Here is a 26,570-nt window from a genome sequence, read left to right as displayed (position 1 = left end):
CCTCCGGTGCCGTCCGCCCGCACCGGTCCGGCGGTCTCCGGCCATGGGCTGGTCAGTCCGACCGCTGTCCAAAGTGGATCAGACGAGGCTGGTGCCACCGCCGGCCGCGGTCTCCCGGTCTGTGCTGGCACCGCTCCGGATGCCCCGACGCGGGCCTGCGCCGTCTGCGGTGCCGCCTTCGCCCGTGGCGGCACTGTTGCCGGCGGTGCCGCTGCTGGCGCCGTAGGTGATGCGTTTGCCGCCGGCGATGTCACCCTCGGTCGTAGTGGCACTCTCGATGCCGGTGCTGCTCCTCCGGCCGCCGCCGTGCCTGCCTGTGGTCGTGGCGCCGCCGCTGCCGGCCGTGGCGGCATCGTCGGTGTCGCTGCCGCTCCGGATGCCGCCGCCGGTGCGGGCCACGCCGGCGGTGCCGCCTTCGCCCGTGGTGGCGCCGTCGGAGCTGGTACCACTGCTGGTCTTGGTGCGTCTGGCTGCGATGTGACCTTCGGCCGCGGTGGCAGCGCCGGCGACGGTCCTCTTGACGCCGTCCTGGATATAGGTAGCGCCGTCGATGACGCCGCCGCTCCAGATGTCGTCGTGGGTGGTTGTGCCGGTGTCCGCGGTGCGGACGCAGGTCGCGCGGTGCCCACCGAGGCGATGCGGTCGGCCCAGGCCAGCCCTGCCACCTGGAGCACGATCGCGCCCACGGCACAAGCGGCGCCGATCGAGGTGTGCAGCAATACGGCCAGTGGATCGGCCCCGATGCTGTATCCCAGCGCGATGCCACCCACCGGCAGGCCGGCGAGCAGCCACGCCGTGGCCCGCGCACCCGCGGCCTGGGCCGCCGCGGCCGCGCTCGCCCGGTCCATGGCACGGGCGTCGGCCTCGATCCGCTCGATCAGGTCGGCGATGGGCGCGCCGGTGCGTTCCGCCAGGCGCCAGGCCGCCCCCGCGAGCTCGGCCATCCGGCGGTCTTCGATCGCGCCCGGACCGGCCGCGGGATCGGTGGCGCCGGCCACCTGGGCGGCACCCGTGGCGGGGAGGCCGGCCCGGAGATCCGCCGCCAATCCGCACAGCGCGTCGAGCGACCGGGTCCGCATAGCCGCCGCTGCCCGGGTGGCCCGGCGGCGCAGCACCGTGTGCACCGCGATAGCGCCGTATCCGCCGGCCACCACACCGGCGACCGGTCCGGCGACCAGCGTGCCGGTGAGGGCGGCGAGGGCAACCGCCACCATCATCGCCCGGGGGCCGGAGAGCGACTCGACCCGAGCGTGCAGGCTCCGCTCTGCTGGACGCGACGCGGTCAGCAAGCGGGCAGGGCGACCGCGCCGCGGCCAGGCCAGCACGACGGCCGCGGCGACAAGGCAGGTGGCAGCGACCATCCAGTGTGCTGTCACGGCCGGCCCCCTTGTGGTGACAGCACCGGCGGCACCAGGACCGAGCGGTCGAGGAACATCCGGGCCAACGCTGGAGCCCCCGGCCCTGGCCCGTGTCCCCGCCGCCACGCCGGGAGCACCGCCACAAGCCGCTCGCTGCCGGAGGGCGTCAGCACGCTGATCGAGTCGAGGATGCGTCCGCCACGGGTGCGCCGCACGTGGAGCACCGTCTGGAGCGCGGCCGCCGCCTGGGCGTGCAGCGCGGCGCGGGGCAGGCCGCCCAACAGGCCCAGCGCCTCAAGCCGCGCGGGCACGTCGGCCGGCGAGTTGGCGTGAAGCGTGCCAGCGCCGCCCTCGTGGCCGGTGTTGAGCGCGGCAAGCAGATCGACGACCTCGCTCCCGCGGCACTCGCCCACCACCAGCCGGTCGGGTCGCATGCGCAGCGCCTGGCGCACGAGGTCGCTGAGCGTCACGGTGCCCGCGCCCTCCACATTGGACGTGCGTGCCTGGAGGCCGACGACGTGCGGGTGCACCGGTCGCAGCTCGGCGGCGTCTTCGACCAGCACGATCCGCTCGACCGGCGGCACCAGTCCGAGCAAGGTATTGAGCAGGGTGGTCTTGCCGGAGCCGGTGCCGCCGGTCACCAGGTATGCCAAACGGGCGCCCACGATCGCGGCCAGCAGCGTCGCGATCGGCTCAGGGACCGTGCCCTGCTCGATCAACTCATGCAGCGTGAACGGCCGCTGCCGGAACGTGCGCAGCGACAGGTACGGGCCCTCGGTGGCCACCGGCGGAAGCACGGCGTGCAGTCGGGTGCCGTCGGCCAGGCGCGCGTCGACGTACGGGCTGGCGTCGTCGAGTCGACGCCCGCAACCGGCCGCCAACCGCTGGGCGAGCCGCCGCACCTCGTCGACACCGCCGAGCACAGTGGACACCCGCTGGAGGCCGCAGCCCCGATCGACCCACACGTCCCGCCCGTTGACGAGCACGTCGGTGACCGCCGGGTCGGTCAGATACGGCGTCAGCGGCCCGGCTCCCACTAGATCGCTGTGCACCTGGCTGGCGAGGCGTAGCACGGCGCTGTCGCCTAAAACGGCGCCGGCGGGCTCGCTGCGCACCGCCGACACCACCGCTGACGGCGTCGCCTCCACGCCCTCGACAGCGAAGCGCCGGCGCACCCGGCCCGCGAGATCGATCTGCCCGCTCATGCCGCGGCCTCCATCGACGTGCTGGTCAGCTCGGAAATCAAGCGCTGGCACAGCGCCGCCAACGGGCCGCGCCCCTTCGACGTCGGCGCCACACCCTGCTCCAGGCTGCGGCACAGCGCCGGCTCGGGGCGCAGGGTGCCGGCGAGCGGCATGTGCAGTGAGTCGGCGATGTCGCGGGCACGGAGACGGCCTGGAGTGGGGCCGCGCACGATCAGCGCCACGTCGGCGCAATGCAGGCGGGTGAGCGCGGCGATCCGGCCAGCGGCCGCGGCAGCGCGGAGCTCGGCCGGCACCACCAGGTAGACCCGGTCGGCCGACTGCAACGCCACCACCGCCGCGTCGTCGAACTGCCGTGGCAGGTCGACCACCACCAGGTCGCAGGCGCGACGGCCGGCATCGATGGTCGCCGCCATCGCCTGCGCTGGAAGGCCGACCATCTCGCCCCGATCCCACGAGAGCACCACCAGCCCGCCGCGGTTGGGCAGTGCTCCCACCAGCGCGGTCGCGTCGATGCGGCCGTCGGCCTGGCTGAGCGCCGGCCACCGCAGCCCGTCGAGATCCTCCCAACCGAGGACCAGATCGAGCCCGCCCCCGAGCGGGTCGGCGTCGACCAGGAGCGTGCGGAGGCCGGCCCGCTTCGCGGTCATCGCCAGGCCGCTGGCCAGCACGCTCGCACCTGCGCCTCCCCGCCCGCCGACGACGCCCAGCACCCTGCCGTGCCCCCGGCTCGGCAACCGCTCGGCGAACCGCTCCACCAGCCATCCCTCGGCGGCCGGCAGTATCGCCACGTGCTCGGCACCCAACGCCTGGGCGAGCTGCCAAGGGTCGTCTCGGTACCCCGATGACCTGCCGACCAGGACGACGCGTGGGCGGCGCGGCAAGGCGGTGCGGAGAGCGGCGTTGGCCTGGTCCATCCCGATGAGGACCAGCGGCGCGCCCGGATATCGCGGACGGGCGGCGGCCGGGTCCGGCGCGACCTCGATCTCACAGCCGCCGGCGGCGGCCAGGCGGAGGAGGTCTTCGAGGAGGTCGTCATCGGTGGTGACCAGCAAGGGCAGGCGACGAGCGGCGGGCATGGACGGCATTGGCATTCGCTGCTCCTACGGCGGTGGCGGGACTGCGAATACCGTCCCGGCCGAGGCGCGGGAGGCCAATGGGTCCAAGATCGATCTGTGGACAAGCAGACCCGCTGTGGAAAACAGCCAAAGAGTGAGTCGATCTGCTAAGCAGGACGGGTGTCAGGCGGGTTTGAGCCGCGCGTGCCTTCGCCGGTCACAGAGCTGGCCGATGACCGGCTGGCGCGGTTCGGCGTCCGGCTCCACCTCAAGCGCGACGACCTGATCCACCCGGAGATCCCGGGCAACAAGTGGCGGAAGTTGAAGTACAACCTCGTGGCCGCGCGCGAGCGGGGCCACCGGACGTTGTTGACCTTCGGCGGCGCCTACTCCAACCACATAAGGGCCGTAGCCGCGGCCGGGCACTACTTCGGTTTCTCCACGATTGGCATCATCCGTGGCGAGGAGCACCGGCCGCTCAACCCGACGCTGGCGTACGCGGTCGACCGAGGAATGCGCCTGGCCTATATGGACCGCGGCACATACCGGGCGAAGACGGATCCCGAGGTCGTCGCCGGCCTACGGCGCGAGTTCGGCGACTTCTACCTGGTGCCGGAGGGCGGCAGCAACGCGTTGGCCCTCCGCGGCTGCGCCGAGCTGCCGGCGGAGATCCCGTTCGCGTACCACCACATCTGCTGCGCGACTGGCACCGGCGGCACCCTTGCCGGGCTGGCACTGGGGCTGACCGGCGGCGAGCGGGTGATCGGTTTCGCAGCGCTCAAGGGCGGCGACTTCCTGGTGGACGACGTCCGCCGGCTCCAGGCGGAGTACGGCCGGGTGACCGGCAACTGGTCGGTGCAGACGGGCCACCACTTCGGCGGGTTCGCCCGCCGCGACGCCGAGCTCGACCGCTTCATCCACGATTTCGCGGAACGCCACGACATCGTGCTGGAGTGGGTCTACGTGGCGAAGATGATGTACGGGGTCTTCGCGCTGGTGCGGGCAGGGCACTTCGCGCCGGGCAGCGTCGTGGTAGCAGTTGTGACAGGCAGCGGGTGACTTGAAGATCCACAACGGACAGAAACGGCCTCTGAGCTGGGACGAAAGCGCTTCCACAACGAGGACGACCGTTCGGCGTCCAACTGCTCGCGAAGGTCCATCAGCGCGGCGAACACGCTTACACCAGATGCCGTCCACGTCCGGTCAGCGGCGGACAGCGAAAGCATCAGCTCTCGATGAGGCCCCGTTGATGACGTGCAGAGGCCAGGATGACTGGATGCCATCGCGTACGACCGGGATGTCGTGCCGGTCAGCGGAATTGACGGTCACGGCGGCATCGTAGGGCTGGTGCGGCGTGCCGCGGGCGCCCGAGGACGGGCCGGAGGCCCGCCCGCAGGGCGATCGGCGAGCGCGCACGGTGCGCCGCGCTCGCGCGGCGCCTTGATCCAGAAGAGACGAAATCGGCAATACCGAGCCTGCGGCCACCGGCCAATGGGATCCACCTCCGGAGGGATGGACTGAACAACGCGCTGTACCTAGGCGTGGCCTGCGCAAACGATCGCGGCGTCACGGACCGATCGGGTGGTCTTGGGCACGTATTCGGCACGACGTCTGTGGCCTGGGCTTTCCTGTCTCCGCCGCGCTCGGGATAATCAAGGAGTTGGGTGGAGGGCTCCCACCTAGTTGCGTGTCATGCGGGCCTCCGGCGGCGGTCCCTCTAGACAGAAGGACCGCCGCACCCGTTGCAAACACCCAGCGCGGCAAGTGCCGAGATCAGCGCGGCGATCACCATCTATCGCGCATACCGGCGTTCCCATGCCGAACGGGGCGCGCCGGGGTCGCTTGTCACCAGGGTTTTCCCTCCTCCGGGCTGACAAGGGTCCCGTGGGTTGACGATAGGGCAACGCCAATGCTACTGCTCGATATCCTAGAGATTGTGAACGGGTATGGATCTGTAGATGGACCTCCGGTACATTGTGTGGCGGCAGCTCAACAAGAAACGTCCGCCGACACCAGTCGCAATCAGTGCCCTGGGGAGGGTCAGTGACGGCTTGGTCAAGCAGTTCCAGCAAGCGTATTTTGTGGTCGGTCATGGCAGTGGCGATCGGCCTCATGTTGAGTGCCGGGCCAGCAGCGAGCGCGTCAGCGTCGAGCGTGCCGGTCATCTCCGGCGAGCCGGAGGTCTCCATCCCGGTGTTGCCCGATGTGGTCCAGAGGATCGACTCGGATGGCACGAGTTTGATCCTCATGGATATTGTTCCCGGCACTCATGTTTGCGAAAACTTCGGCGAAGTCGTATCCGGATACCGTGCTGGCCAATGCGTCGATGTCGACTACTACGTCAACAGCGAAGGTTTCGGCCACTTCCGGGCACGAGGTCAGTCTTTCTGTCAGCGGGTGTCGGACGAGGTCATCGTGCAGTGTGCCGGTATCTCACAAAGCACGTGGATGTACGACGCACCACTTAACCATCTTAGCGAGGAACGGAATGTGCGGTGTGGGCGCTACACAAACCACGACCCGACGTGTCCGACGGATCGCTATCAAAGCTTCGGACACCTCGCATTCCCTTACTACTGTAATGTTAATTACGCGGTGGTCCGAAGCACGGTGATCCTCCCGGTTTCCGGGACCACGCAGCGAAGCGAAGACCTTTATTCCAACTACGCGGTCCCGCCGGGATGTTGAGGTCGCCGAGCAGCACCCGCAGCGACGACATGCTAGTGTCCCGCGCCAGAAATTCGTTGTAGATATCGGGCTCGCGCTTGCACTGCAAACCAGGATAGTACCGGCAATGCTGGTAATTGCGACTAGTCGGTAGTAACGGGTCCGAGCCATTCACGTGCGTTCCAAGCATCTTGCCGCATCTTGGTACGTAACAACTTTGACCGACCTTCGGGAAAATCCCAGAGGAGTCATCCCGCGCCAGGCTCTGCCCCGGTTCTCGGGTTCTCCCAGCCAGTCTAGGGTCTGCCGTAGGCCGGGCCCAGCGAGCGCTAGACCGGCTGAGAGGTTCCGCGTAGGCCTCGGTAGGTGGCGGGATGACTCCGGCAGTCGCATCCTGCTGTCTGCCCGTCCGGCGAGGACATAGCTCTTAACAGGAAGCCCCGGAAACTCCGCTTCGCACACGTAGGCGGCCCAGGGCTTTCCTCATCTGTGGGCCGTCGCGCCGTCCGGCGGGGCTGGTAACCGCCCGGCACCGGGAGCGAAGCGGCAGGCGCCGGGCGGCGGGCCTTGGCCCGGCCCCTGGTCGGCGGCGCGAAGGGCCAGCGGCAGCGGGCCTTGAACGACGTACAGAAAGTTCTCACGGCGACTGTGATGGACTGGTGACCCGTGAGCGGACCACCCGTCAATCTGATCGTGTGCGCCGCGCCTCTCGCGGCGCGGACTCCGTTGCTGGTTTCGGCGCTGAAGGGCGCGGGCTGGCGGCCAACGGTCATCTGCACGCCATCGGCCTCGCAATGGATTGACCACACTGCATTGACTGGGTAGACCGGAGAGGCGCCGGTCTCTGGCTTCCGGTCGCCGACGACGCCCAAGGAAGGTCCGTCTCCGGTCGCGCTAGTCGTATGCCCCGCGACGTTCAACACGGTCAACAAGGGCAGCAGCGGGAATCGCGGACACCTACGCAGCAGCCACGATCTGCGAGGCGCTTGCTACGCAGCTGCCACTCGTCGTGGTGCCTACAGTGAGCGCCCGGCTGTGGGGACACCCGGCCTGGGCAAGGAGCCTGAGCGTCCTGCGCGGGGCAGGGACCGTCCTAATCGACGTACAGACTGGAGGGTTCGACCTCGCGCCGACTCCATCCGGCTCCGGCGACGAGATTGCGGCGCGATTCGGCCCACAGTGGATCCTCGCGCAGCTTGATCGGCTCGTTCCTCGGTAGCTGACCTATTAGTCGGTCGGCTCGGTGCCGTGTTCGGCGTAGACGGCCTGCCCGCGGTTCTTTGCGGCGATGGCGGTGTGGATGCGGCGGGCCAGTCTCGCGATCGTGTACTGGTCGAGGTCCTCGCCTGCGACGAACCGCCATTCGGCCAACTCGCCGTCTGGGAAGGTGATGCCCGCCTGGGCGTCCTCGGCGAGTTGGCCGGCGTCGAAGATGAGGCGGAGACGCACGGCGGCATCGCGATCCGGCCGTACCCGAAGAGCCGCGCGGGCGTCCGCACCGTGCCCATCCCGGACTTCCGGGGCGAAGAGCTGGGCAAGCGCAAGCAAGACCACACGCTCGTCTTCACCGATCGGGCCGGCCACCCGATGCGCCGCTCCAACTTCCGGCGCCGGGTCTGGCTACCCTCGCTCGTCCGGGCTGGCCTGCTCGGCGACGTGAGCCAAACAGGACCGCACAAGTATCGGGCCACCTGGCCAGATGACGAGGGCATCGAGTGGTCGGCCGAGTTCACTACCAGGCGGGAGGCCATCGCTCACGTAGCCGGCAAGGCCGCGGGCGGGCTCCGCTTCCACGACCTACGCCACTCCTACGCGACCTGGCTGATCACCGACGGCGTGCCGGTCAACGTGGTCCAGCGGGTCATGGGACACGAGCAGGCGTCGACGACTCTCAACCGCTACACGCACGCGCCCCGCGACTACGCCGACTGGGTCCGGAAGAGCTTCGCTGACGATCCGCTGACTTTGCGGCCTCTTGAAGATCCACAAGCGACGGATCATGGCCTTGACCTGCACCGAAAGCGCTTCCACAACGAGGACGACCCCCGCCGGGGGGAGGCGGGGGTCGTCTGGGGTCCGGCTCCGGGGGGGTCGAGCCGAAACCCACTCAGCGGTCACGGGGGGTGCAACCGCCGAGAGCTTCGCGGACACGTCGCGTAGGGACGTGAAACCGCGTCGTAAACAAGCATGCCTGAGTGGACCGGCGCGCGTCGAGTGGCGTTTGCCGCAACTATCGCGACACGCCGACTCAATACGGTGATCCGGGTCGCCGTGTCGCTGATCGGCGGCTCAGAACCGCAGGTCGGCGTGCGCGACGGCCATGACCCCGGGCACCCGCTGACCTTACGTCATCCGGCTAGACTGGCGCGTCGTGGGCCGGAGTGCCGCCTTTTTTGACCTGGACAAGACGGTGATCGCTAAGTCGAGCGCTTTGGCGTTCGGCCGGCCCTTCTACCGCGATGGGCTGATCACGCGTCGCGACGTGGTGAAGTCGGCTTATGCGCAGCTGATGTTTCGGCTGGGTGGCACCGATGAGCAGAGCATGGCCCGCACGCGTGACTACCTCGCGGAGCTGTGCAAAGGCTGGCAGGTCGACCAGGTCCGGCAGATCGTCACCGAGACGCTGCATGAGCTGATCAACCCCTACGTGTACGCGGAGGCCGCCGCCCTGATCGAGGAGCACCAGGCGGCCGGGCGTGACATCGTGCTGGTCTCGGCGTCGGGTGAGGAGATCGTGCGGCCGATCGGCGAGTTGCTGGGGATCACCGATGTGATCGCCACGCGGATGACGATCGAGGACGGGCGGTACAACGGCAAGGTCGAGTTCTACGCCGCCGGCCCGAGCAAGGCCATCGCCGTGACCGAGATGGCCAAGGAGCGTGGATACGACCTCAGTGAGTCGTACGCGTATTCCGACTCCTCCAGTGACGCCCCGCTGCTGGAGGTGGTGGGGCACCCGACGGCGGTCAACCCGGACCGGGGGCTGCGCCGCCTCGCCACCGAAAACGCGTGGCCTGTGCTGGAGTTTCGCCACCCGATCCCGCTGGGGCGGCGGCTGCGGGAGCGACCGGCCGTGCCGGTGGCCGCGGCCGCGATCGGCGTGGGGGTGGGGGTCGCGATCGGCATCGCGTGGTACGGCCGCCACCGCCGCGCGCGCACGACCCGCACAGAAGCCAGGTAGGGCCCACACAAAGCCAGGTAGGGCCAGCACAAAGCCAGGTAAGGCCGCTCAGAAGCACAGAAGCCAGGTAAGACCCCGGCCAGCACACACGCCGGATGACCCAGTAATCACCCACCGTCACACAATCTTGCAGAGGGCTAGCGATCAAGGCCGGACCGGCGTAGAACAAGGGGTGCGGACCTCGCTCGATGCGGGCTCCGTGCACGGCCACCGGGCACCCACGCGCGACCAGCCGCGGCAGGCGCGTTGCGGCGGCACCGTTGAGGACCGCTGACAACGACTTTAGAGGTGCACGCTTGGTAACCCGGCCGGACGTGTGGTGACGGCGCCTCGTCCACGAGGCGCCGTCCACGTGTCTGAGGCCGGTGAGCCCTAGGCCGGGGCCGGGCGGAGCGCGGCGGCGTGGCGCTCGCGCAGGTCGTGGTAGACCGCGCGAAAGACGCCGGGCTGGTCGTGAAAGTCGACACCCTTGGCCCACAGCGAGGTCGGCACGTGCCCTCCGCCGGCCCGCTCGATCAGCACCGTCATGCCGCTGGGGATCTCCAGCCGTCCGATGCGGTGGGCGGCCTCGTGCAGGCGGATGTGCTCGACCTCGCGCCAGGCGATCGTGCGGGAGCGGACCAGGCCGCGCACCCGCACGCCGTATCCGCTGACGTAGACGCCCATCCGCGCGATCCGCCAGCAGCCCAGCAGCCACAGCGCGGTCAGCCCGAGGCCGAGCGCGACGACGCCGGGGCCGCGCAACTCGAACAGCTCGGCGGTGGTCCAGCCGAAGATCGCGAGTGCGGCGAACTCCCACACCATGATCAGGCGACGGCCCCGACCTGGGGCGTATGGCCGCAGCCATCGAAAACTCACCCGGCAAGGCTAGCCTCCCGTCATGGTGATCGGGATAGTCGGTCCGGGCTTCATGGGTGCCGGTCTGGGTGGCGCGTTGCGTGCCGGTGGGGCTCGCGTGGTGACCACACTCCAGGGCCGCTCGGCGCGCAGCCGCAGGCTCGCCGAGGCCGGCGGGCTAGAGGTGCTGGACACCCTCGACGAGGTGTGCGCCACCGCCGAGGTCATCCTCGTCGTGACGCCGCCGGGCGCGGCCACGAGCGCGGCGGAACAAATCGCAAAAGCCGCAGATCGCACCAAGAGCCGGCCGCTGGTCGCCGATCTCAACGCGATCGCGCCCACCACCGTGGCGGGTATCGAGGCCGTGCTGGCCAGGGTGGGCCTCGACCTCGTCGACGGCGCGATCTCCGGGCCGCCGCCGAGCGCCCGCCCGGGCGCCCGCGTCTACCTGTCCGGTCCGCGCGCGGCCGAGGTCGCCGACCTGCCGTGGCGCGATGTCCGCCCGATCGTGCTGCCCGGACCGACCGGCCGGGCCAGCGCGGTGAAGATGTGCACCGCGAGTGTCTACAAGGGAACGACAGCGATCGTCGCCCAGGCGATGCGGGCGGCGGACCACTTCGATGTACTCGATGTGGTCCTGGAAGATCTCGGTGACGAGGGCGACCCGGGCGCGGTGGCCGCGGCGGCCGCGAAGGCCGCCCGTTTCGTCCAGGAGATGCGGGAAATCGCGAGCGCCCAGCGGGCCGCCGGATTGACACCTGCCCTGTTCGAGGCCTTCGCCGACGTGTACGAGGACATCGCCGCTACCGACCTCGCCGGCAGCGACCCGGAGAACACCCGGCGGGACCTGCCGGCAAGCGAAGTCGCCCGCCGGCTCAGGAAGTGATGGAAGCGGTAGCCGAGGCGGCGTCCTCCAACTCGACCGCCGCCAGCTCCACCGCCGCCGCGTAGTGCCGCAGCCAGGCGCGCAGGCCGTCGGGCGTGCCGGTGGCGAAGGCGTTGGCCGCGCCCACGTACTCGGGCTCGCGGGCCAGGTGGCCAACGTCGAGAGCGAGCAGACCGCGCGGGTCGAAGCCGCTGGCGATCAGCGTGAGCCGCGCCGCCGCGCGGGCCACCACGCCGGACGGGCCGGCGAAGGGGCGCAGGGCGAGCAGCTCGCCGTGTACGACGGCGGCCACCACCAGCGGCGACGCGCTGGTGCCGCCGGTAACCAGGTCCATCAACGCGTCGAGGCGCGGGCCGGGGGCACTTGGACGGCCCAGCGCGGCCGGGTCCACCACGTCGCGCGCGGCGAGCACGTGCACCTTGGCCAGCACCTGCCGCGGGGCACCCGACCACCGCTCCGCGAGGCCGCCGAGCGCGCCGGCGACGCGCAGCGCACCCTGTACCACCGGATCGGTCACCGTGCCGGCACGGACCGCCTCGCGCTCGTACGCGTACCCCTCGAGTGCGGCGCTGGCCACCGCGGACCGCAGGCTGACCTCGGCGGCCACCTGCCCGCCCTGACGCCGCAGCGTGCGATGCCGCATGGCGGTGTCGGCCCGCTCGCGCGCGGAGGTCACCGCCTCGCGAACACCGGCGAGGTCGAGCAGCGGAGCGAGCGGGTCGGCCATGGTCGCCAACGGTAACCGGCGTGACCAGGAGTGCGCGAAGTGTGCTCGGGACTGTTCGTAACAGGCTCGAAACGGCAAGATATGCGCAGGCACACCCGGCCGTCGCAGCTTTCGCCACGCTCGGCGATCGATCCATCCCGCGTGGCGGCGGTCGGATCGTGCCCGCACTAACCTCACAAACGGAAACCGAGACTGACATCACATCCGCAGGAGGAGCCGACCCATGAGCGAGACCCTGGAGAACCTGCTGCAGGAGAACCGCCAATTCCCGCCACCGGACGCGCTCGCCGCCAGCGCCAACGTCACCGCGGCCGCGTACGACGAGGCGGCCGCCGATCGGCTCGGCTTCTGGGAGACTCAGGCACGCCGGCTGAGCTGGGCCACCCCCTGGGAGAGCGTGCTCGACTGGTCAAACCCGCCCTTCGCGAAGTGGTTCGTGGGCGGCAAGCTCAACGTGGCCTACAACTGCCTCGACCGGCACATCGAGGCGGGCCGGGGCAGCAAGGTCGCCATCCACTGGGAGGGCGAGCCGGGCGACACCCGCACGATCACGTACGCCGACCTGCACCGCTCGGTCTGCCAGGCCGCCAACACGCTCACCGAGCTCGGCGTCAGCGCGGGCGACCGGGTGGCGATCTACATGCCGATGATCCCGGAGGCGGCCGTCGCGATGCTCGCCTGCGCGCGCATCGGCGCGACACACAGCGTGGTGTTCGGTGGCTTCTCCGCGGACGCGCTCTCCGGCCGCATCCAGGACGCCAGCGCCAAGGTCGTGATCACGGCCGACGGTGGATACCGGCGGGGCAAGCCGTCCGGGCTCAAGGCGATCGTCGACGAGGCGGTCGCGCAGTGCCCGACGATCGAGCACGTGCTCGTCGTGCGCCGCACCGGGCAGGATGTCGCGTGGAGCGACAAGGACGTGTGGTGGCACGAGACCGTCGAGCAGGCCAGCCCCGAGCACGAGGCGCAGCCTTTCGACGCCGAGCACCCGCTGTTCATCCTCTACACCTCGGGCACCACAGCAAAGCCCAAGGGCATCCTGCACACCACCGGCGGATACCTCACCCAGGTCAGCTACACCCACCACGCGGTCTTCGACCTCAAGCCGGACACCGACGTCTTCTGGTGCACGGCCGACATCGGGTGGGTGACCGGCCACTCGTACATCGTGTACGGGCCGCTCTCCAACGGCGCCACCCAGATCATGTACGAGGGCACGCCGGACACGCCGCACAAGGGCCGCTTCTGGGAGATCGTGGAGAAGTACCGGGCGACGATCGTCTACACCGCGCCCACGCTCATCCGCACGATGATGAAGTGGGGCGAGGACATCCCGGCCAAGTTCGACCTGTCGTCGCTGCGGCTGCTCGGCAGCGTGGGTGAGCCGATCAACCCCGAGGCCTGGATGTGGTACCGCAAGTACATCGGCCGCGACGCCTGTCCCGTGGTCGACACGTGGTGGCAGACCGAGACCGGCGGCATCATGATCTCGCCGCTGCCGGGCGTGACCGCCACCAAGCCGGGCTCGGCGATGAGCCCGTTGCCGGGCATCAGCGCGGACGTGGTCGACGACCAGGCCCAGTCGGTGCCCAACGGCGGCGGCGGATACCTGGTGCTGCGCGAGCCGTGGCCCTCGATGCTGCGCACGATCTGGGGCGACGACCAGCGCTTCATCGACACGTACTGGTCGCGTTTCGACGGCATGTACTTCGCGGGCGACGGCGCCAAGCGCGACAACGACGGCCACCTGTGGCTGCTCGGCCGGGTCGACGACGTGATGCTGGTGTCCGGCCACAACATCTCGACCACCGAGGTGGAGTCGGCGCTGGTAAGCCACCCGAGCGTGGCCGAGGCCGCGGTCGTGGGCGCGACCGACCCGACGACCGGGCAGGCCATCGTGGCGTTCACGATCCCGCGCGGCCACGTCGACAGCGAGGGCGAGGCCGGCGAGGCGCTCATCACCGAGCTGCGCAATCACGTGGCCAAGACGCTCGGCCCGATCGCCAAGCCGCGCCAGATCATGCTGGTACCCGAGCTGCCCAAGACGCGTTCCGGGAAGATCATGCGGCGGCTGCTGCGCGATGTCGCGGAAAACCGTTCGCTGGGCGACGTGACGACGCTCCAGGATTCGACCGTCATGGACCTGATCGCGTCGGGGATGAAGAGCGGCAAGGACGAGGACTAACCGGCGATAGGACGAAAGAAATATGGGCGGGCCCTGTGCGGGCCCGCCCTTCTTTTTATGACATAACGGACACGGTAAACAAAGAGCCTCTTCCCACCCGTGTGCTCAACTGTTTAGGTTTCACTCTGGCCCCAAACGTTTGGGCCACCCCCATACGGACGTCGCACGCCACCAACCCTTGTGGCGGGCGCCGTTCTACAAACCGGAGGTACCACACGTGCGTAAAGTCATGGTGGGCCTGCTCACCGTGTCGCTCGCCTCGGGCATGGGCGTCTCGCTCGGCCCTTCGGCGCTCGCGGCACCGCCGGCAGATACGCCCGCTGCGGCCCCGTCGACGGCTGACAACCCTCGGCGAGACGAACTTCCCAACCCCCTCGAAGACAAGCGACGCGAGCTGCGCGAAGAAGGCCTCACCAGCGTCCTCAATGGACAGGCGAAGCCCGAGGTGCGCAACGGCAGCACAGTCGTCAAGGTGGGCCAGTCGGATGGCACCGGCCCGCTGGCCAAGAAGAGCGGCAAGAACACCAAGAAGGACCAGTACGTCGAGCTCGCCCGCGAGCAGACCGACAAAATCTTCGTGATCCTGACCGAGTTCGGCAACGAGCGGCACCCGGACTACCCGGACATCGACAGCGACCCGTCCGTGCCCGGCCCGCAGCGGTTCGACGGCCCGCTGCGCAACCAGATCCCGGAGCCCGACCGCACGGTCGACAACTCCACGGTGTGGCAGGCGGACTACAACCAGGAGTACTACGAGAAGCTGTACTTCGGCACCGGCAAGGGTGTGGAGTCGGTCAAGACCTACTACGAGGCGCAGTCCTCGGGCCGGTACAGCGTCGACGGTGAGGTCAGCGACTGGGTGAAGGTCCGCTACAACGAGGCCCGGTACGGCCGCGACACCTGCGAGGTGTGCGACGGCCGCAACCCGTGGAACCTCGTGCAGGACGCCGCCAACCAGTGGGTGGCTGATCGGAAGGCCGCCGGCCGCACCGACGCCGAGATCGCCGCGGAGATGCAGTCCTTCGACCAGTGGGACCGCTACGACCACGACGGCGACGGAAACTTCAACGAGCGCGACGGGTACATCGACCACTTCCAGATCGTCCACGCGGGCGGCGACGAGGCCGACGGCGACCCGTGGCAGGGCGAGGACGCCGTCTGGAGCCACCGCTGGTACGCGTTCGTCGACCAGGCCGGCATCACCGGTCCGGCCACGAACCCGCTCGGCGGCACCCAGATCGGCAACACCGGTGTCTGGATCGGTGACTACACCGTGCAGCCGGAAAACGGTGGCCTGAGCGTCTTCGTGCACGAGTACGGGCACGACCTGGGCCTGCCGGACGACTACAACGTCCTCAACGGCGGCGACAACAACAGCGAGCACTGGACGCTGATGGCGCAGAGCCGGCTGTCCGCCAAGGAAGACCCGGCGATCGGCACCCGTCCCGGTGACCTCGGCGCATGGAACAAGCTCCAGCTCGGCTGGCTCGACTACGAGCTCGTGGTGGCCGGGCAGAAGCGGACGCTCAATCTGGGTCCGCAGGAGTACAACACCGCCAAACCGCAGGCCGCGGTGGTGGTGCTACCCAAGCGGGCCCGGACCATCAACAACGGCGCACCGGCCGAGGGCGAGAAACAGTGGTTCTCCGGCAATGACGACGACCTGCGCAACACGCTCACCGCGCCGGTCAACCTCACCGGCAAGTCGGCGGCCGCGCTGACCGCCAAGGTGCGTTACGGCATCGAGGCCGGCTACGACTACCTCTACATCGAGGCGTCCGAAGACGGCAGCGCCTGGACGCCGCTCGGTGGCACGGTCGACGGCCACGGCTTCAGCAAGGACAGCGCGGGCCGGCCGGCGATCGACGGCCGCAGCACCGGCTTCGCCGAGCAGAAGTGGGTCGACCTGTCGGTGCCGCTCGACGCGTACGCGGGCAAGTCGATCCAGCTCCGCTTCCGGTACGTCACGGACGGCGGCACGGCGTGGGGCGGCTTCTACGGTGACGCGATCACGGTGACCGCCGACGGCGCCACCGTGGTGAGCGATGGTGCCGAGGGCAACGGCCCGTTCGTGCCGGCGGGCTTCACCGCCCTGCCCGGCTCGGAGGTCAAGTACTTCGACAACTACTACATCGCCGGTCACCGCTCGTACGTCTCGTACGACAAGTACCTGAAGACGGGTCCGTACTTCTTCGGGTACCTGCCCACGATGCCGGACAAGGTCGACCACTACGCGTACCAGCAGGGTCTGCTCGTCTCCTACTGGGACACGTTCTACAACGACAACGACACGTTCGAGCACCCCGGTGAGGGGCGCAACATGATCATCGATGCGCACCCGCGGCCGTTCTACCGCATCGACGGGCAGCCGTGGCGGGCCCGCGTCCAGGTGTACGACGCGCCGTTCAGCCTCACCAAGGCCGACTCGATGACGCTGCACGTCAACGGTCAGCCGTCGTACATCCGCGGCCAGGACGCGCAGCCGCTGTTCGACGACACCAAGCAGTACTGGTACGAGGAGCTGCCGAACCACGGGGTCAAGCTGCCCGCGATCGGCGTGAAGATCCGCGTGGTCGAGGTCGACGGCACGTCGATGAAGATCCGCATTTCCTAGTTTCGAATAGTGACGGGGCCCGGCTCATCGAGCCGGGCCCCGTTTCCATAGGCCGGAACCTCAGCGTGCCGCCCACCGTCTGAATAGAGTGGCTTTGCGGAAACTTGTACTGCTGGCAGCGCTTCTCCTGCTTGCCGCATGCGCCGAAACGCCAACGGGCGACGCGTCGTCCACCCCGCCGCCGACCGGTGGCGCCTCCTCCACGCCGCCGCCGACGATGAGCCCGCCGGCCTCCCCGCCCACGTCGGCGAGCGATCCGCGCCCAGCCAAAAACGTGCTGGTCGGGCGCATCACCCGGGGCGGCGAGGGTCCCTGCTACGGCCTGGAGACCGACGAGGGCAAGCAGTACGCGCTCTACAACGCCGACGGGATGTCGCTACCGGTCGGCACCACCGTCCGCGTGGAGACCGCCCCGCTGATGCTGAAGATCAACTGTGGTCCTGGCGAACACCTCAGCGCCGTCAAGATAGACCGAGTCGGATAAAGCCGTACTTGTGGCCGCACGGTGGCCCCTCCGCAAGCCCGAAGCGCCGCTCGTCGAGGTCGAGCAGCACCGAGAAGACGGTTTCGGCCCGTTCCAGCGGCTCGTCCCGCTCGTCCACGTGGCGGCAGATCGCCATCGGGTAGCCGCCGTGGTCGCGGAAGACCACCTTGAGGTCCTCCTCGTTCACCTTGCGGTCGGGCCGGTCATCCATGATCGCGGCAAGCAGCCGGCGGGCGCGGGCGCCGCGAAAGAGCGAGGCGCCGCCGAAGTCGCGCTGCCGATCGTGCACCGCCACCGCCGTCTCGATGTGGTTGGCGTGCGTGACGAACCCGTCCACCGGGTGCAGCCAGCCCAGGTCGCCGGGCACCACCTCGACGTCGATGACCTCCCCGCCGTACTCACCGGCCTTGCCGGCCTGGCCCAGCAGCAGGTTGAGCGACGCGCCGCGCGGCGTACGGGCGGCCACCCGGAGGGCGCCGCCGAGGTGGTCGGACTCCAGCACCGCGCGGAGCAGCACGTGGTACGGCACGACGCCGGCACGCGGGCCGTCGCGGTCGGAACCGAGCATGTTGAGGCACACGCCCAGCCCGGCCGAATTGAGCCCCGCCTTGGCGAGCATGCCCGCCTCGGCGAGCGTGACGACCTCGAACCCGTGCTCGTCGCGCGTCTGGAGCACGACCATGGCCTCGCGCTGCGCCGGGTGCCAGTCCCAGTTTTGCCCGAGCAGCGTGCCGCCGGTGGTGGTGTGCGTGTCCAGCACCCCGATCGAGGTACAGCCGCCGTCGCCGTCGTGCCGCGTGCCGTAGATCAGCTCGGTGCGGCCGTTGAGCGCGTACAGCTCCTCGGCGTTCGCCCCCGCGCCCTCGGCCACCGCGTCGAGCATCGCGGCCACCCGCGGGTGCACCTCGGCGGAGGCACGGCGGAAGGCGGCGCCCGCGGCCCGTACGGCGGCGGCGTCCAACCCCGCCTGGTCGCGGAAACGCTGAAGGTAGAGGCGCACGTTGGCGGCGATGAGCGGGGCGGCCGCGGCGCCGTAAGCCGCGCCGCACTCGGCCGGGGTGCCGGACACGGAAATCACTGAAATCGGCAGGGTCACCCCCTGAACGGTAATAGCGCGTCCCGGCCCCGGGGCTGGCGACCGCCGGCCCGAGGAGCGCAGCGACGAGGACGGTGGGAGCCGGCACCGGGGCCGAGCGAGCGGAGCGAGCCTGCAAGCAGGGCCCCGGGGCTGGCGACCGCCGGCCCGAGGAGCGCAGCGGCGAGGACGGTGGGAGCCGGCACCGGGGCCGAGCGAGCGGAGCGAGCCTGCACGCAGGGCCGCTCGCGCCGCGTGACCGTACGCTGGGCGGCATGGATGACTCTTGCGTCCTGGTGGACGGGCCCTGGACGCACCGTTTCGTGGGGGCCAACGGCACCCGCTTCCACGCTGTCGAGGCGGGCAGCGGGCCGCTGGTGCTCCTGCTGCACGGCTTTCCGGAGTTCTGGTGGGCCTGGCACGACCTGCTGCCGGGCATCGCCGACGCCGGCTTCCGCGCCGTCGCCGTCGACATGCGCGGCTACGGGGCGAGCGACAAGCCCCCGCGCGGGTACGACGGCTACACGATGGCGGCCGACGTCACGGGCCTGATCCGGGCGCTCGGCGAGCGGTCCGCGGTGATCGTCGGCACCGGCTTCGGCGGCATGCTCGGCTGGACGGCCGCCACGTTTCACCCCAAGATGGTGCGGCGCCTCGTCGTGCTCGGCGCCGCCCACCCGCTGCGGCTGCGCGCCGCGCTCTTCGCCGACCCGCGGGGGCAGTTCTCCGCGTCGGCGACCACCCTCAAGTTCCAGATCCCGCGGTACGAGCACACGCTCACCAAAGACGACGCCGAGCTCGTCGGCACGTTCCTGCGCCGGTGCGCCGGCCCGTCCTGGGTGGCCAGCGCCGGATACCCCGACTACGAGCGGCGCTGCCGTGACGCGATGCAGATCCCGCAGGCGGCGTTCTGCGCGCTGGAGGCATACCGGTGGGCGTTCCGGTCGGTGCTGCGGCTGCACGGCTACCGCTTCGTCAAAGCCCTCCAGCAGCCGCTCGTCACGCCCACGCTCCAGCTGCACGGCGCGCTGGACGCGGCGATCCTGCCGCGCACGGCACAGGGCTCCGGCCGCTACGTGATCGCGCAGTACGAGTGGCGGCTACTCGACGGGGTCGGCCACTTTCCGCACGTCGAAGCACCCGAGGTGGTGCTGGGCGAGGTGCTGAGGTGGGCGAAGTCCTAGATCCGGTGCTCGCGTAGGTCGGTCACTTCGTTGGCCGGGGCCCAGCCCTGGTAGACGCCGAAGTCGAACTCCTCCAGGCCGAGCGACTGCGCCATCGGCCAGCGGCCGCCGGTGTACTCCACCCGCAACCAGGTGTCGTGCTCGGCCAGCACGATGAACGGCTCGCCCTTCCAGGTGCAGGTCGTGCGCACGTACGCCACGTCTTCCAGCTCGGCGACCGGCAGCACGCGGACGAAGCGGCCGGGGCGCACCTGCTCGAAGTCGTCACCCGGCCCCGGCTGGTAGAGGCGCATGCTCTCGCCGTCGGGGCTCGCCTCGTACTCCCGCCCCCGCCAGCGGGCCACGTAGCCGTCGCGCATCATGGCTCGCCCACCTTTCGCCAGGTGGGTGCGTCGGCGTCGAGGAGCGCGACGAGCTTTTCGCCGCCATCCGCGGTGATCCGCCACAGCTGGGCGCCGTGCGGCAGGCGCGCACTGTCTACTTTGAACTCAGCGATGACGTCGCCGCTCTCGCTGGGCGCGAACCCGTTGCCGCGGAACGGAGAGCGCTCGATGACCCAGCCCTCCATGGCGCGCATGGCCGGCTCGTTCTGCCCGCCGTATGGAATCCGGTAGAGGCTGGGGCGGTAGGCCGGCCAGCGCAGCACGTAGATCTCCTCGGCGTCGCGCTTGAACGCCGAGCCCGCGTAGCCGAGCCCCAGCGCCGTGTACACCTTCGCGGGCGTGTTGAGGTGGGCGACCTCGTTGGCCCGGTGGACGAAGCCGGAGACACGGTCGTATCCACGCTCGATGTAGTAGTCGACCTGGCTCGGCGCGACCGCCTTCTGCATGAGCGTGGGCTGGTTGGGATCCGGGGTCACGCTCTTCTTGACCGGGCGGGAGGCCGGCTCGATCTCCTCGGTGTCGCCGCCGAGCCCGACGTCGGCCGCCCAGTTGGCCAGCGCGAGGATCTGCGCGCCCGGCAGCTTGGCACCGACGGGGGTGCTCGGGTTTACCGCGAACGACCACGCCGGGTCTGGCCACGCCTTGATGAGCTGCATGAACTTGACGTCGATCGTCTCGATCGACTCGCCGAGGTGGTCGCGGAGCCGGTCCATCGAGGTGAAGACCACCACGTATGGCTCGCTCTCGAGCGTCTCCGTCAGCCAGGCGAACCCGGGCTCACCCGGACGGGTGCCGTCGGCGGAGACCGGTGACACCGGCAGCAGCACCTTGGCCAGCAGCAGCGTCGAGAGGAAATTGTCGGTGCTGCCCTCGGACGCGGCCGCGAGCAGGCTCTTCTCCACGTCGTTTGCCGGCTTGAAGTCGATCGGCGGCGCCTGCGGCTTGTGCGCCGGCGGCTCGTGGCGCTCCCCCCACGGCTGGGTGGGCGCCGCTGACCCTGGCACGGCGGCGGCCGCCGCTCCCGGCGCCGCGGCCGCCTGCGCCTCCCATGGCTGCGTGGGTACTCCCGGCACGGCGGCGGCCGCCGGCGCCTGGGCAGCGGCGCCCGGCGCCTCCCACGACTGCGCGGCCACTCCGGCTGCCGGCGCCTCCCACGACTGCGCGGGCGCCCCGGATGCCGGCGCCTCCCACGGCTGGGTGGGCGTGCCGGTGGCGTTCGGGTCCCACCCCTGCGTCGGAGCGCCCGCGGCGTTGGAATCCCAGGCCTGGGTCGCCGGTGGCGTATCCCAGGGGCGGGGTCCGGTGGTGGCGTCGGTGCTCGTGCCGTTGGTCGGCGGTGCGCTCACCGGCGGGGCGCTGGTAGGTGCCGCGCTCGCCGCCGGGGTGGACTGTGGGCCGATCGGCGGGAGGTTGGCGCCGATGGGGCCGAGCGGGATCGCGGGCGCGCTGCCCGCCACCCGCCGCGGGAGGCCGGCATTGCCGCCGCCACCCAGGCCGCCGGGCGAGTCGGGCACCGGCGGCGGTGGCGGCGCCGCGAGCGGCGAGACCGCGCCGGCTGGCGGTCCGCTGGTGGGGGCGCCGCTCGACGCCAGCCCCCGGTATCCGCCTCCCTCCGGCTGGGAGGAGACGTAGCCGGGCCCGCTGGGTCCGACCACGGTGTCGCTCGGGGCTGCCGGCGACATGGCGCTTGCCGCGGCGCCGCTCTGACCAGGCCCGCCCGAACCGGCGCCACTCAGCCCACCCGGGCTACTCGCACTGCCCTGGCCGAAGCCGCCCGAACCGGTGCTGCTCACGTCGCCGGGGCTGCTCGCGCCCCGCTCGCCCGCGCTGAGACCGCTCTGGCCTGGGCCGCTCTGGCCCCTGAGGTCGCTGGGCCCGGCCGCGGCGAGGCTGCCTGGGCCTGCCGTCGCGAGGCCGCCGCTCTGTGCCAGGCCACCGGGCCCGCTGGCACCAGCACCGACCAGGCCGCCCGGCCCGGCCGCGCCGCCGTAGCCGGCGCCCGCGGGGCTGGTCGGGGCGGGGCTCGTCGGGGCGGGGCTCGTCGGGGCGGGGCCGGAGGCGGGGCTGGTGGGCTCGGTGCCGGGTGGCGTGATGCGGCCCGGCACGACGGCGGTGGCCCGCGCCCGCGCCGCCGACTCGGCCTTTTCCAGCCGCGCGCGGGCGGCCATCGAACGCCCGGGCAGCCGCACGTCACCCCGCGCGAGCTGGGTCACGAACCACGCCGGCAGGTAGCCCTCGATGGGCAGGCCCGGGTTGATCGCGAGCCACCACTCGAGGTTGGGCCACGCGGCGGCCAGCTCCTGGTAGGCCATGCGGCGCGCGGAGCCCGCATTTTCCGCCAGGCAGGCCTGGAGCGCGATGCCCGAGGTGAAGGCGAGCACGTGTGTGCGCCCGCTGGTGGTCCAGGTGCCCCAGCCGACCGGCGTCTGGCCGGTGATCGAGTCAGCGGAGACCGGCAGCAGCAACTCGGTGCGGGCTAGGATCCGGAAATACTCCTCCTGATCGCCGCCGCGCAGCGCGTCGCGCATGGCAGCCTCGGCCTCGGTGGCCGGCTCCCATTCGGTCACGGCCACCTCCTCTCCACCGAACAGGCCACATGCATCGCGTACAACCTACAAGGTAAGAGCAAGATCACAATGGCCGGCTTGTATCGGGAACCGCCTCCTGGTCACCGACATCGCCGACTCACACCCTCGCACGTGACGCGAGCAACCAACAGGCCCGTCTCACACCGGCCTCCACCTGCGCCGGCGCCCCCGGACGGACCGCTAGAAGCGACCGGCGGCGCGGCGCTCGGTGTCGTGGTAGTCGGCGGCGCTCTCGTCGACCGCGAGCTTGATCTCGCGCAGGATCGCCTGAAGATCGCGCGAGGCGCGGCGCCACGTAGCCTGCCGGGCGTCGTAGGCCTCGCGGGCGGCGCCCTCCCACGTCGCGACGAGTGGCGCCGCGTCGCCTTCGAGCTGGCTCAGGTGTGAGTCGAGCAGGCCGAGTGCGCGCTGGATGTCGGTGCTGGCCTGGTGCAGGGCGGCGAAGTTGACCACCAGCCGGCTATCGCCCATCGGACAAACTCCCCTCAGAGTGGCAGCTCGATGCCGCGGTGGGTGCTGGCGAGCCGGGCGGCCGCCTGGTCGTCGGCGGCGTCGTAGCCCCGGCCGGCGGCCCGGAGCGCGGCCGCGGTCTCGGCCAGCGTGCGCTGGATGGCCGCCTGGTCGTCAGCCCACTGGGTCTTTACCTGCTCGAACGAGCGCCCACCCGCGCCCTGCCAAGCGCCGCGCAACGCCTCGAGCTGGCTCATCAGCCCCTTGAGCATGGCCTCCAGATCGCGATTGACCTGGTCGAACTTTGCCGCGGTGCGCTCCAGCACCACGGCCTCGGCTTCGGTGCGCTCCACCGCGACCTCCATCAATACCCGACGACCCCACCGACCGTAGCGACCCGCTCACTAGATCGACAGGCCCTGTGGATAACCTCAGTCGCCCAGCGGGGCGCGGGCGAGCGCCGGGTCCAGCCGGACGCCCTCGGGGATCAGCGCGACCACCCGCTCGGGCAGCGGGACGGGACGCACGTCCGCGTACCCGAGGAGGGTCAAGGCCTCGCGGTCGGACATGGCGTGCCGGCGGCCGCGGTCGGTGACCAGATAGATGGTGCCGCCGGCCTCGACCAGGGCGGCGCCGCCCGACGGGACCACGACGCCGGTGCGCGGCACCGCCCCACCGGCCCGGACCTCGCTGGCACCCGCGGCGCTGGGCACCGTGGCGCACACCGTCGCGGCCGGCGGGACCAGCGGTGGCGTGGTCGGCGGCAGGCCCGCCGCGCTGGGCAGGGCGGTGTGCGGCAGGTCGGCGAAGTCGCCCTGCGCCAGCTTCACCGGCTCGCGCTGGTCGAGGTCGGTCAGCAACAGGTCAGCCTGGAGCTGGGTGATCGGGGCCAGGCCGCCGGCCAGCGCGACCGCGTACTGGCGGCCGCCGCCCTGCGACTCGACCACGAAGACGTCGCCGACCGCCGCGCCCGGCACCGCCGGCGCGTCCTCGCCCGCGTCTGGGATCGGGACGCGGGCGAGCTCGGGCCCCTCGGGAAGCGCGGCGAGCAGGCCCGGCGTGACGGCGGCGGGCCGCTCGGCGGTCCAGCCCAGGGCGGGTAGCACCAGGTCACGGTCGCGGAGCAGGTGGCGGCGCTGCTGCCAGAGCAGATGGAGATCGCCGCCCGCCCGCACGAGCAGGCCGCGCTCGGCCAGCGGCGCGCCACCCTCGGCGGCGGCGCCGACCAGCACAGCCGCACCGTCTGATGTGGAGCAGACACTCCACGCGCCGGTGGCCAGCCGCCGCGGGTCGGGCACGGCGTCGGGGGCGTGCTCAATCCCGAGGGGTACACCGCGCGGCAGCCCGTCGATCGACCGTTGTGACACGAGCACGGTCTCCACGCCGTGGCCCACGATCAGCAGTGCCGACACGTGGTTGGGCACCGGGTGCAGCGTGCCCTCGCGAAAGACGAGGCGGGCGCCGCTCTCCCGCTCGACCAGCACCGCCGGGCCGTCGCCCCAGCGCGGGGTGGCGGCGTCGACCACCGTGCCGTACACCGCGACGGCACCGATCGCGATGGCCGCGAGGAGCACGCTCGCCACCGTCGCGCCGGCCGCGCGGGGAAACGGCGAGCGGCCCGGATCGGCGTCGCGCAGCACCAGGGCGGCCACGACACGCTGAAGGAGAAACTGGTGCGAATGGAGCTGATCCTGACGGGACGACAAGGCGCACCCCCAAAGACCGCGAGCGTCCACACGCTAGCGCCCCCCACACGTTGATCGCTGTCCCTTAATATCGCCGGCCATGGGCATCCTCATCCGGCTCGCGGTCAGCGCTCTCTCGCTGTGGATCACGACCGTCATCGTTCCCGGGATCACGCTCTCCACCGACTCGATCGGTGAGGCGATCCTCACGCTGGTGGTGGTCGCGGTGATCTTCGGCGTGGTCAACGCCGTGCTCCGGCCGATCATCAAGACGGTGGGCTGCGCGTTCTACGTGCTCACGCTCGGCCTCGTCGCGATCGTCGTCAACGGCGCGCTCTTCCTCCTGACCAGCTGGATCGCGGGCGAGCTCGACCTGCCCTTCCACGTCGACGACTTCTGGCCCAGCGCCGTGGTGGGCGCCCTCCTGGTCGGCATCGTGAGCTGGGTGCTCAACGCGCTGGTCGGCGACAAGGACTGACCACGAGCTGGGAATTGGCCGGCGGCCAGGGCGTACCCCCGCGCTAGCGTCGGAGGCGTGCCGACGATCACGCACCCCGAGGGCTACGCCTTCTCGTCCGATCCGGCCCTGGTCGACGCCGACCTCGTCTACACCTGGCTCTCCACCGACGCCTACTGGGCGCTCGGCCGCCCCCGCGAGACAGTCGACAAGTCGTTCGCGGGCTCGCTGGTGTTCGGCCTCTACGAGCCGGGGGGTGGGCAGGTCGGATTCGCGCGGGCGGTGACCGACGGTGCCACGTTCGCGTGGCTGTGCGACGTGTACGTCGACCGCTCCGTCCGCGGCCGCGGCCTGGGCACGTGGATGGTCGAGCAGGCCCGCGACGAGCTCGAACGGATCGGCGTGCGGCGCATCCTCCTCGCCACCCTCGACGCCCACGCGGTCTACTCCAAGATCGGCTTCACCCCACTCGCCGAGCCTGACCGCTGGATGGAATACCGCACGTGAGCGAGCCAACCCGGAGGCACCGTGAGTGACCTCAAGCGGGGTTACCTCTTCGGCATCGCGGCGTACGGCCTGTGGGGCTTCTTCCCCCTCTACATCCGGGTGCTGCGACCGGCCGGGGCGGTCGAGATCCTGGCCCACCGGGTCGTGTGGTCGGTGGTGTTCGTGGCGCTGCTGCTCACCCTGGTGCGCCGGTGGCCGTTTCTGCGCGAGCTGGCCCGCCGCCCCGGCAAGCTGGCCGGCATCACCCTGGCCGCCGCGCTCATCGCGGTCAACTGGGGCATGTACATCTTCGGCGTCAACAGCGAACGCGTGGTGGAGACCGCCCTGGGCTACTTCATCGGCCCGCTCGTCATGGTGCTGCTCGGCGTCGTCGCCCTCCGCGAGCGGCTCAACCCGGCCCAGTGGACCGCGGTCGGCATCGGCACCGTAGCCGTGGCCGTGCTGACCGTCGACTACGGCCGGCTGCCCTACATCGCGCTGACGCTGGCCGCCAGCTTCGGGGCGTACAGCCTGGTCAAGAAGCGCCTCGGCCTCCCCGCCGCGGAAGGGCTCTTCGTGGAGTCGGCGGTGCTCGCGCTGCCCGCGCTGGCTTACCTGGGCTGGCTGACCGCGCGGCACGAGTCGACGTTCGGCGACTCGGCCGGGCACACCGCACTGCTCATCTTCGCCGGCGCCGCCACCGCCACCCCGCTGCTGCTCTTCGCCGGTGCCGCCAACCGCATCCCGATGACCGGCATCGGCATCCTCCAGTACATAGCGCCGATCCTCCAGCTCGGCTGCGGCGTGCTGATCTTCCACGAGCCGATGCCCCCGGCCCGCCTCGCCGGCTTCGCGCTGGTGTGGCTCGCCCTGATCGTCTTCACCGTCGACGGCCTGCGCACAAACCGCCGCCGCCGCAGTGCCGCCCGCGAGCCTGCCCTGGTCTCGTAGGGTTTACCTTTTTTGATGATTTGAGCTACCGCGACGATGCTCCTATGGTTGTCAAGCGGCGGGGTCAGGGTCGTTTGTTGTGATGATTTGGTAGAGCTCGCGGGCGATGTAC

At 70.7% G+C, this 26,570-nt stretch carries 24 protein-coding genes; 12 read left to right on the top strand and 12 right to left on the bottom strand.

The features are described from left to right. Window positions 1–78 precede the first annotated feature (78 nt). The 3 genes from ACTMTJ_RS00120 to ssd form a co-directional block, all read right to left on the bottom strand. Window positions 79–693 (bottom strand): hypothetical protein, encoded by a 615-nt coding sequence (locus ACTMTJ_RS00120; RefSeq protein ID WP_441213884.1) that lies wholly within the window; start codon window positions 691–693, stop codon window positions 79–81. Window positions 694–1,372: 679 nt separating this feature from the next. Then, window positions 1,373–2,563, bottom strand: coding sequence for a TadA family conjugal transfer-associated ATPase (locus ACTMTJ_RS00115; protein WP_441213883.1), 1,191 nt, complete (start codon window positions 2,561–2,563; stop codon window positions 1,373–1,375). Further along, entirely contained in the window at window positions 2,560–3,654 is a 1,095-nt protein-coding gene (ssd, locus tag ACTMTJ_RS00110; protein ID WP_441213881.1) for a septum site-determining protein Ssd, read from the bottom strand. The genes ACTMTJ_RS00115 and ssd overlap by 4 nt, the downstream gene beginning before the upstream one ends. Before the next feature lie 144 nt (window positions 3,655–3,798). On the opposite strand from ssd, the gene ACTMTJ_RS00105 reads away from it, so the two are divergent. Continuing rightward, window positions 3,799–4,677: a 1-aminocyclopropane-1-carboxylate deaminase/D-cysteine desulfhydrase gene (locus ACTMTJ_RS00105; RefSeq protein WP_441213880.1), complete on the top strand. Its 879-nt coding sequence runs from the start codon at window positions 3,799–3,801 to the stop codon at window positions 4,675–4,677. Between the two features lie 1,032 nt (window positions 4,678–5,709). Next, window positions 5,710–6,306: a hypothetical protein gene (locus ACTMTJ_RS00100; protein ID WP_441213878.1), complete on the top strand. Its 597-nt coding sequence runs from the start codon at window positions 5,710–5,712 to the stop codon at window positions 6,304–6,306. 1,206 nt (window positions 6,307–7,512) lie between these two features. Here ACTMTJ_RS00100 and ACTMTJ_RS00095 read toward each other — a convergent pair. Further along, window positions 7,513–7,734, bottom strand: coding sequence for a hypothetical protein (locus tag ACTMTJ_RS00095; RefSeq protein WP_441213876.1), 222 nt, complete (start codon window positions 7,732–7,734; stop codon window positions 7,513–7,515). Here ACTMTJ_RS00095 and ACTMTJ_RS00090 point away from each other — a divergent pair. Together ACTMTJ_RS00090 and ACTMTJ_RS00085 are read left to right on the top strand one after the other, a co-directional pair. Further along, entirely contained in the window at window positions 7,702–8,445 is a 744-nt protein-coding gene (locus ACTMTJ_RS00090; RefSeq protein WP_441213875.1) for a tyrosine-type recombinase/integrase, read from the top strand. The genes ACTMTJ_RS00095 and ACTMTJ_RS00090 overlap by 33 nt on opposite strands. A gap of 211 nt (window positions 8,446–8,656) precedes the next feature. Continuing rightward, a complete protein-coding gene (locus ACTMTJ_RS00085; protein ID WP_441213873.1) occupies window positions 8,657–9,466 on the top strand; it encodes an HAD family hydrolase in 810 nt (269 codons plus the stop codon). A gap of 372 nt (window positions 9,467–9,838) precedes the next feature. Here the strand turns inward: ACTMTJ_RS00085 and ACTMTJ_RS00080 are convergent, their stop codons facing one another. Continuing rightward, window positions 9,839–10,324 (bottom strand): PH domain-containing protein, encoded by a 486-nt coding sequence (locus ACTMTJ_RS00080; protein WP_441213871.1) that lies wholly within the window; start codon window positions 10,322–10,324, stop codon window positions 9,839–9,841. A gap of 22 nt (window positions 10,325–10,346) precedes the next feature. Here ACTMTJ_RS00080 and ACTMTJ_RS00075 point away from each other — a divergent pair, with 22 nt between their 5' ends. Then, window positions 10,347–11,189: a DUF1932 domain-containing protein gene (locus ACTMTJ_RS00075; protein ID WP_441213869.1), complete on the top strand. Its 843-nt coding sequence runs from the start codon at window positions 10,347–10,349 to the stop codon at window positions 11,187–11,189. On the opposite strand, the gene ACTMTJ_RS00070 is transcribed toward ACTMTJ_RS00075, so the two are convergent. After that, window positions 11,179–11,916: an oxidoreductase gene (locus ACTMTJ_RS00070; protein ID WP_441213868.1), complete on the bottom strand. Its 738-nt coding sequence runs from the start codon at window positions 11,914–11,916 to the stop codon at window positions 11,179–11,181. The two genes, ACTMTJ_RS00075 and ACTMTJ_RS00070, sit on opposite strands and share 11 nt — an antisense overlap. Window positions 11,917–12,139: 223 nt before the next feature. On the opposite strand from ACTMTJ_RS00070, the gene acs reads away from it, so the two are divergent. From acs to ACTMTJ_RS00055, 3 genes are all read left to right on the top strand, one after another. Beyond that, window positions 12,140–14,101 (top strand): acetate--CoA ligase, encoded by a 1,962-nt coding sequence (gene acs / locus ACTMTJ_RS00065; RefSeq protein WP_441213867.1) that lies wholly within the window; start codon window positions 12,140–12,142, stop codon window positions 14,099–14,101. A gap of 232 nt (window positions 14,102–14,333) precedes the next feature. After that, window positions 14,334–16,715 (top strand): immune inhibitor A domain-containing protein, encoded by a 2,382-nt coding sequence (locus ACTMTJ_RS00060; RefSeq protein ID WP_441214464.1) that lies wholly within the window; start codon window positions 14,334–14,336, stop codon window positions 16,713–16,715. Window positions 16,716–16,809: 94 nt separating this feature from the next. Continuing rightward, entirely contained in the window at window positions 16,810–17,199 is a 390-nt protein-coding gene (locus ACTMTJ_RS00055) for a hypothetical protein (protein WP_441213865.1), read from the top strand. Here ACTMTJ_RS00055 and ACTMTJ_RS00050 read toward each other — a convergent pair. After that, window positions 17,177–18,295 carry a C45 family autoproteolytic acyltransferase/hydolase gene (locus ACTMTJ_RS00050; RefSeq protein WP_441213864.1) on the bottom strand — a complete coding sequence of 373 codons (1,119 nt, stop codon included), beginning with the start codon at window positions 18,293–18,295 and terminating at the stop codon, window positions 17,177–17,179. The genes ACTMTJ_RS00055 and ACTMTJ_RS00050 overlap by 23 nt on opposite strands. A gap of 254 nt (window positions 18,296–18,549) precedes the next feature. Between ACTMTJ_RS00050 and ACTMTJ_RS00045 the strand changes: the two genes are divergently transcribed. Further along, the gene (locus tag ACTMTJ_RS00045; protein ID WP_441213862.1) at window positions 18,550–19,458 is read left to right on the top strand and encodes an alpha/beta fold hydrolase; all 909 of its coding nucleotides are present in this window, start codon (window positions 18,550–18,552) and stop codon (window positions 19,456–19,458) included. Here ACTMTJ_RS00045 and ACTMTJ_RS00040 read toward each other — a convergent pair. The 5 genes from ACTMTJ_RS00040 to eccB form a co-directional block, all read right to left on the bottom strand. Next, window positions 19,455–19,820, bottom strand: a complete 366-nt coding sequence (locus ACTMTJ_RS00040; protein WP_441213861.1) for a hypothetical protein — start codon at window positions 19,818–19,820, stop codon at window positions 19,455–19,457. The genes ACTMTJ_RS00045 and ACTMTJ_RS00040 overlap by 4 nt on opposite strands. Continuing rightward, window positions 19,817–22,408, bottom strand: coding sequence for an SseB family protein (locus ACTMTJ_RS00035; RefSeq protein WP_441213860.1), 2,592 nt, complete (start codon window positions 22,406–22,408; stop codon window positions 19,817–19,819). The genes ACTMTJ_RS00040 and ACTMTJ_RS00035 overlap by 4 nt, the downstream gene beginning before the upstream one ends. Before the next feature lie 201 nt (window positions 22,409–22,609). Next, window positions 22,610–22,900 carry a WXG100 family type VII secretion target gene (locus tag ACTMTJ_RS00030; protein WP_441213858.1) on the bottom strand — a complete coding sequence of 97 codons (291 nt, stop codon included), beginning with the start codon at window positions 22,898–22,900 and terminating at the stop codon, window positions 22,610–22,612. 14 nt (window positions 22,901–22,914) lie between these two features. Beyond that, window positions 22,915–23,232: a WXG100 family type VII secretion target gene (locus ACTMTJ_RS00025; protein ID WP_441213856.1), complete on the bottom strand. Its 318-nt coding sequence runs from the start codon at window positions 23,230–23,232 to the stop codon at window positions 22,915–22,917. A 78-nt stretch (window positions 23,233–23,310) separates the two neighbouring features. Beyond that, a complete protein-coding gene (gene eccB, locus ACTMTJ_RS00020; protein WP_441213855.1) occupies window positions 23,311–24,615 on the bottom strand; it encodes a type VII secretion protein EccB in 1,305 nt (434 codons plus the stop codon). Window positions 24,616–24,664: 49 nt separating this feature from the next. On the opposite strand from eccB, the gene ACTMTJ_RS00015 reads away from it, so the two are divergent. From ACTMTJ_RS00015 to rarD, 3 genes are read left to right on the top strand one after another with little or no spacing between them, the layout of a single operon-like run. Beyond that, window positions 24,665–25,042, top strand: coding sequence for a phage holin family protein (locus tag ACTMTJ_RS00015; RefSeq protein WP_441213854.1), 378 nt, complete (start codon window positions 24,665–24,667; stop codon window positions 25,040–25,042). Window positions 25,043–25,099: 57 nt separating this feature from the next. After that, window positions 25,100–25,528, top strand: coding sequence for a GNAT family N-acetyltransferase (locus ACTMTJ_RS00010; RefSeq protein WP_441213852.1), 429 nt, complete (start codon window positions 25,100–25,102; stop codon window positions 25,526–25,528). Between the two features lie 21 nt (window positions 25,529–25,549). Continuing rightward, on the top strand, window positions 25,550–26,458 hold the full coding sequence (gene rarD, locus ACTMTJ_RS00005; protein WP_441213850.1) for an EamA family transporter RarD: 909 nt from the start codon (window positions 25,550–25,552) through the stop codon (window positions 26,456–26,458). Window positions 26,459–26,570: the final 112 nt, after the last annotated feature.

The organism is Phytohabitans sp. LJ34, from assembly GCF_052068095.1.
Classification (GTDB): domain Bacteria; phylum Actinomycetota; class Actinomycetes; order Mycobacteriales; family Micromonosporaceae; genus Phytohabitans.
The sequence above is the reverse complement of the archived record's forward strand: the minus strand, read 5'-3'. Positions and strand labels throughout refer to the sequence as shown.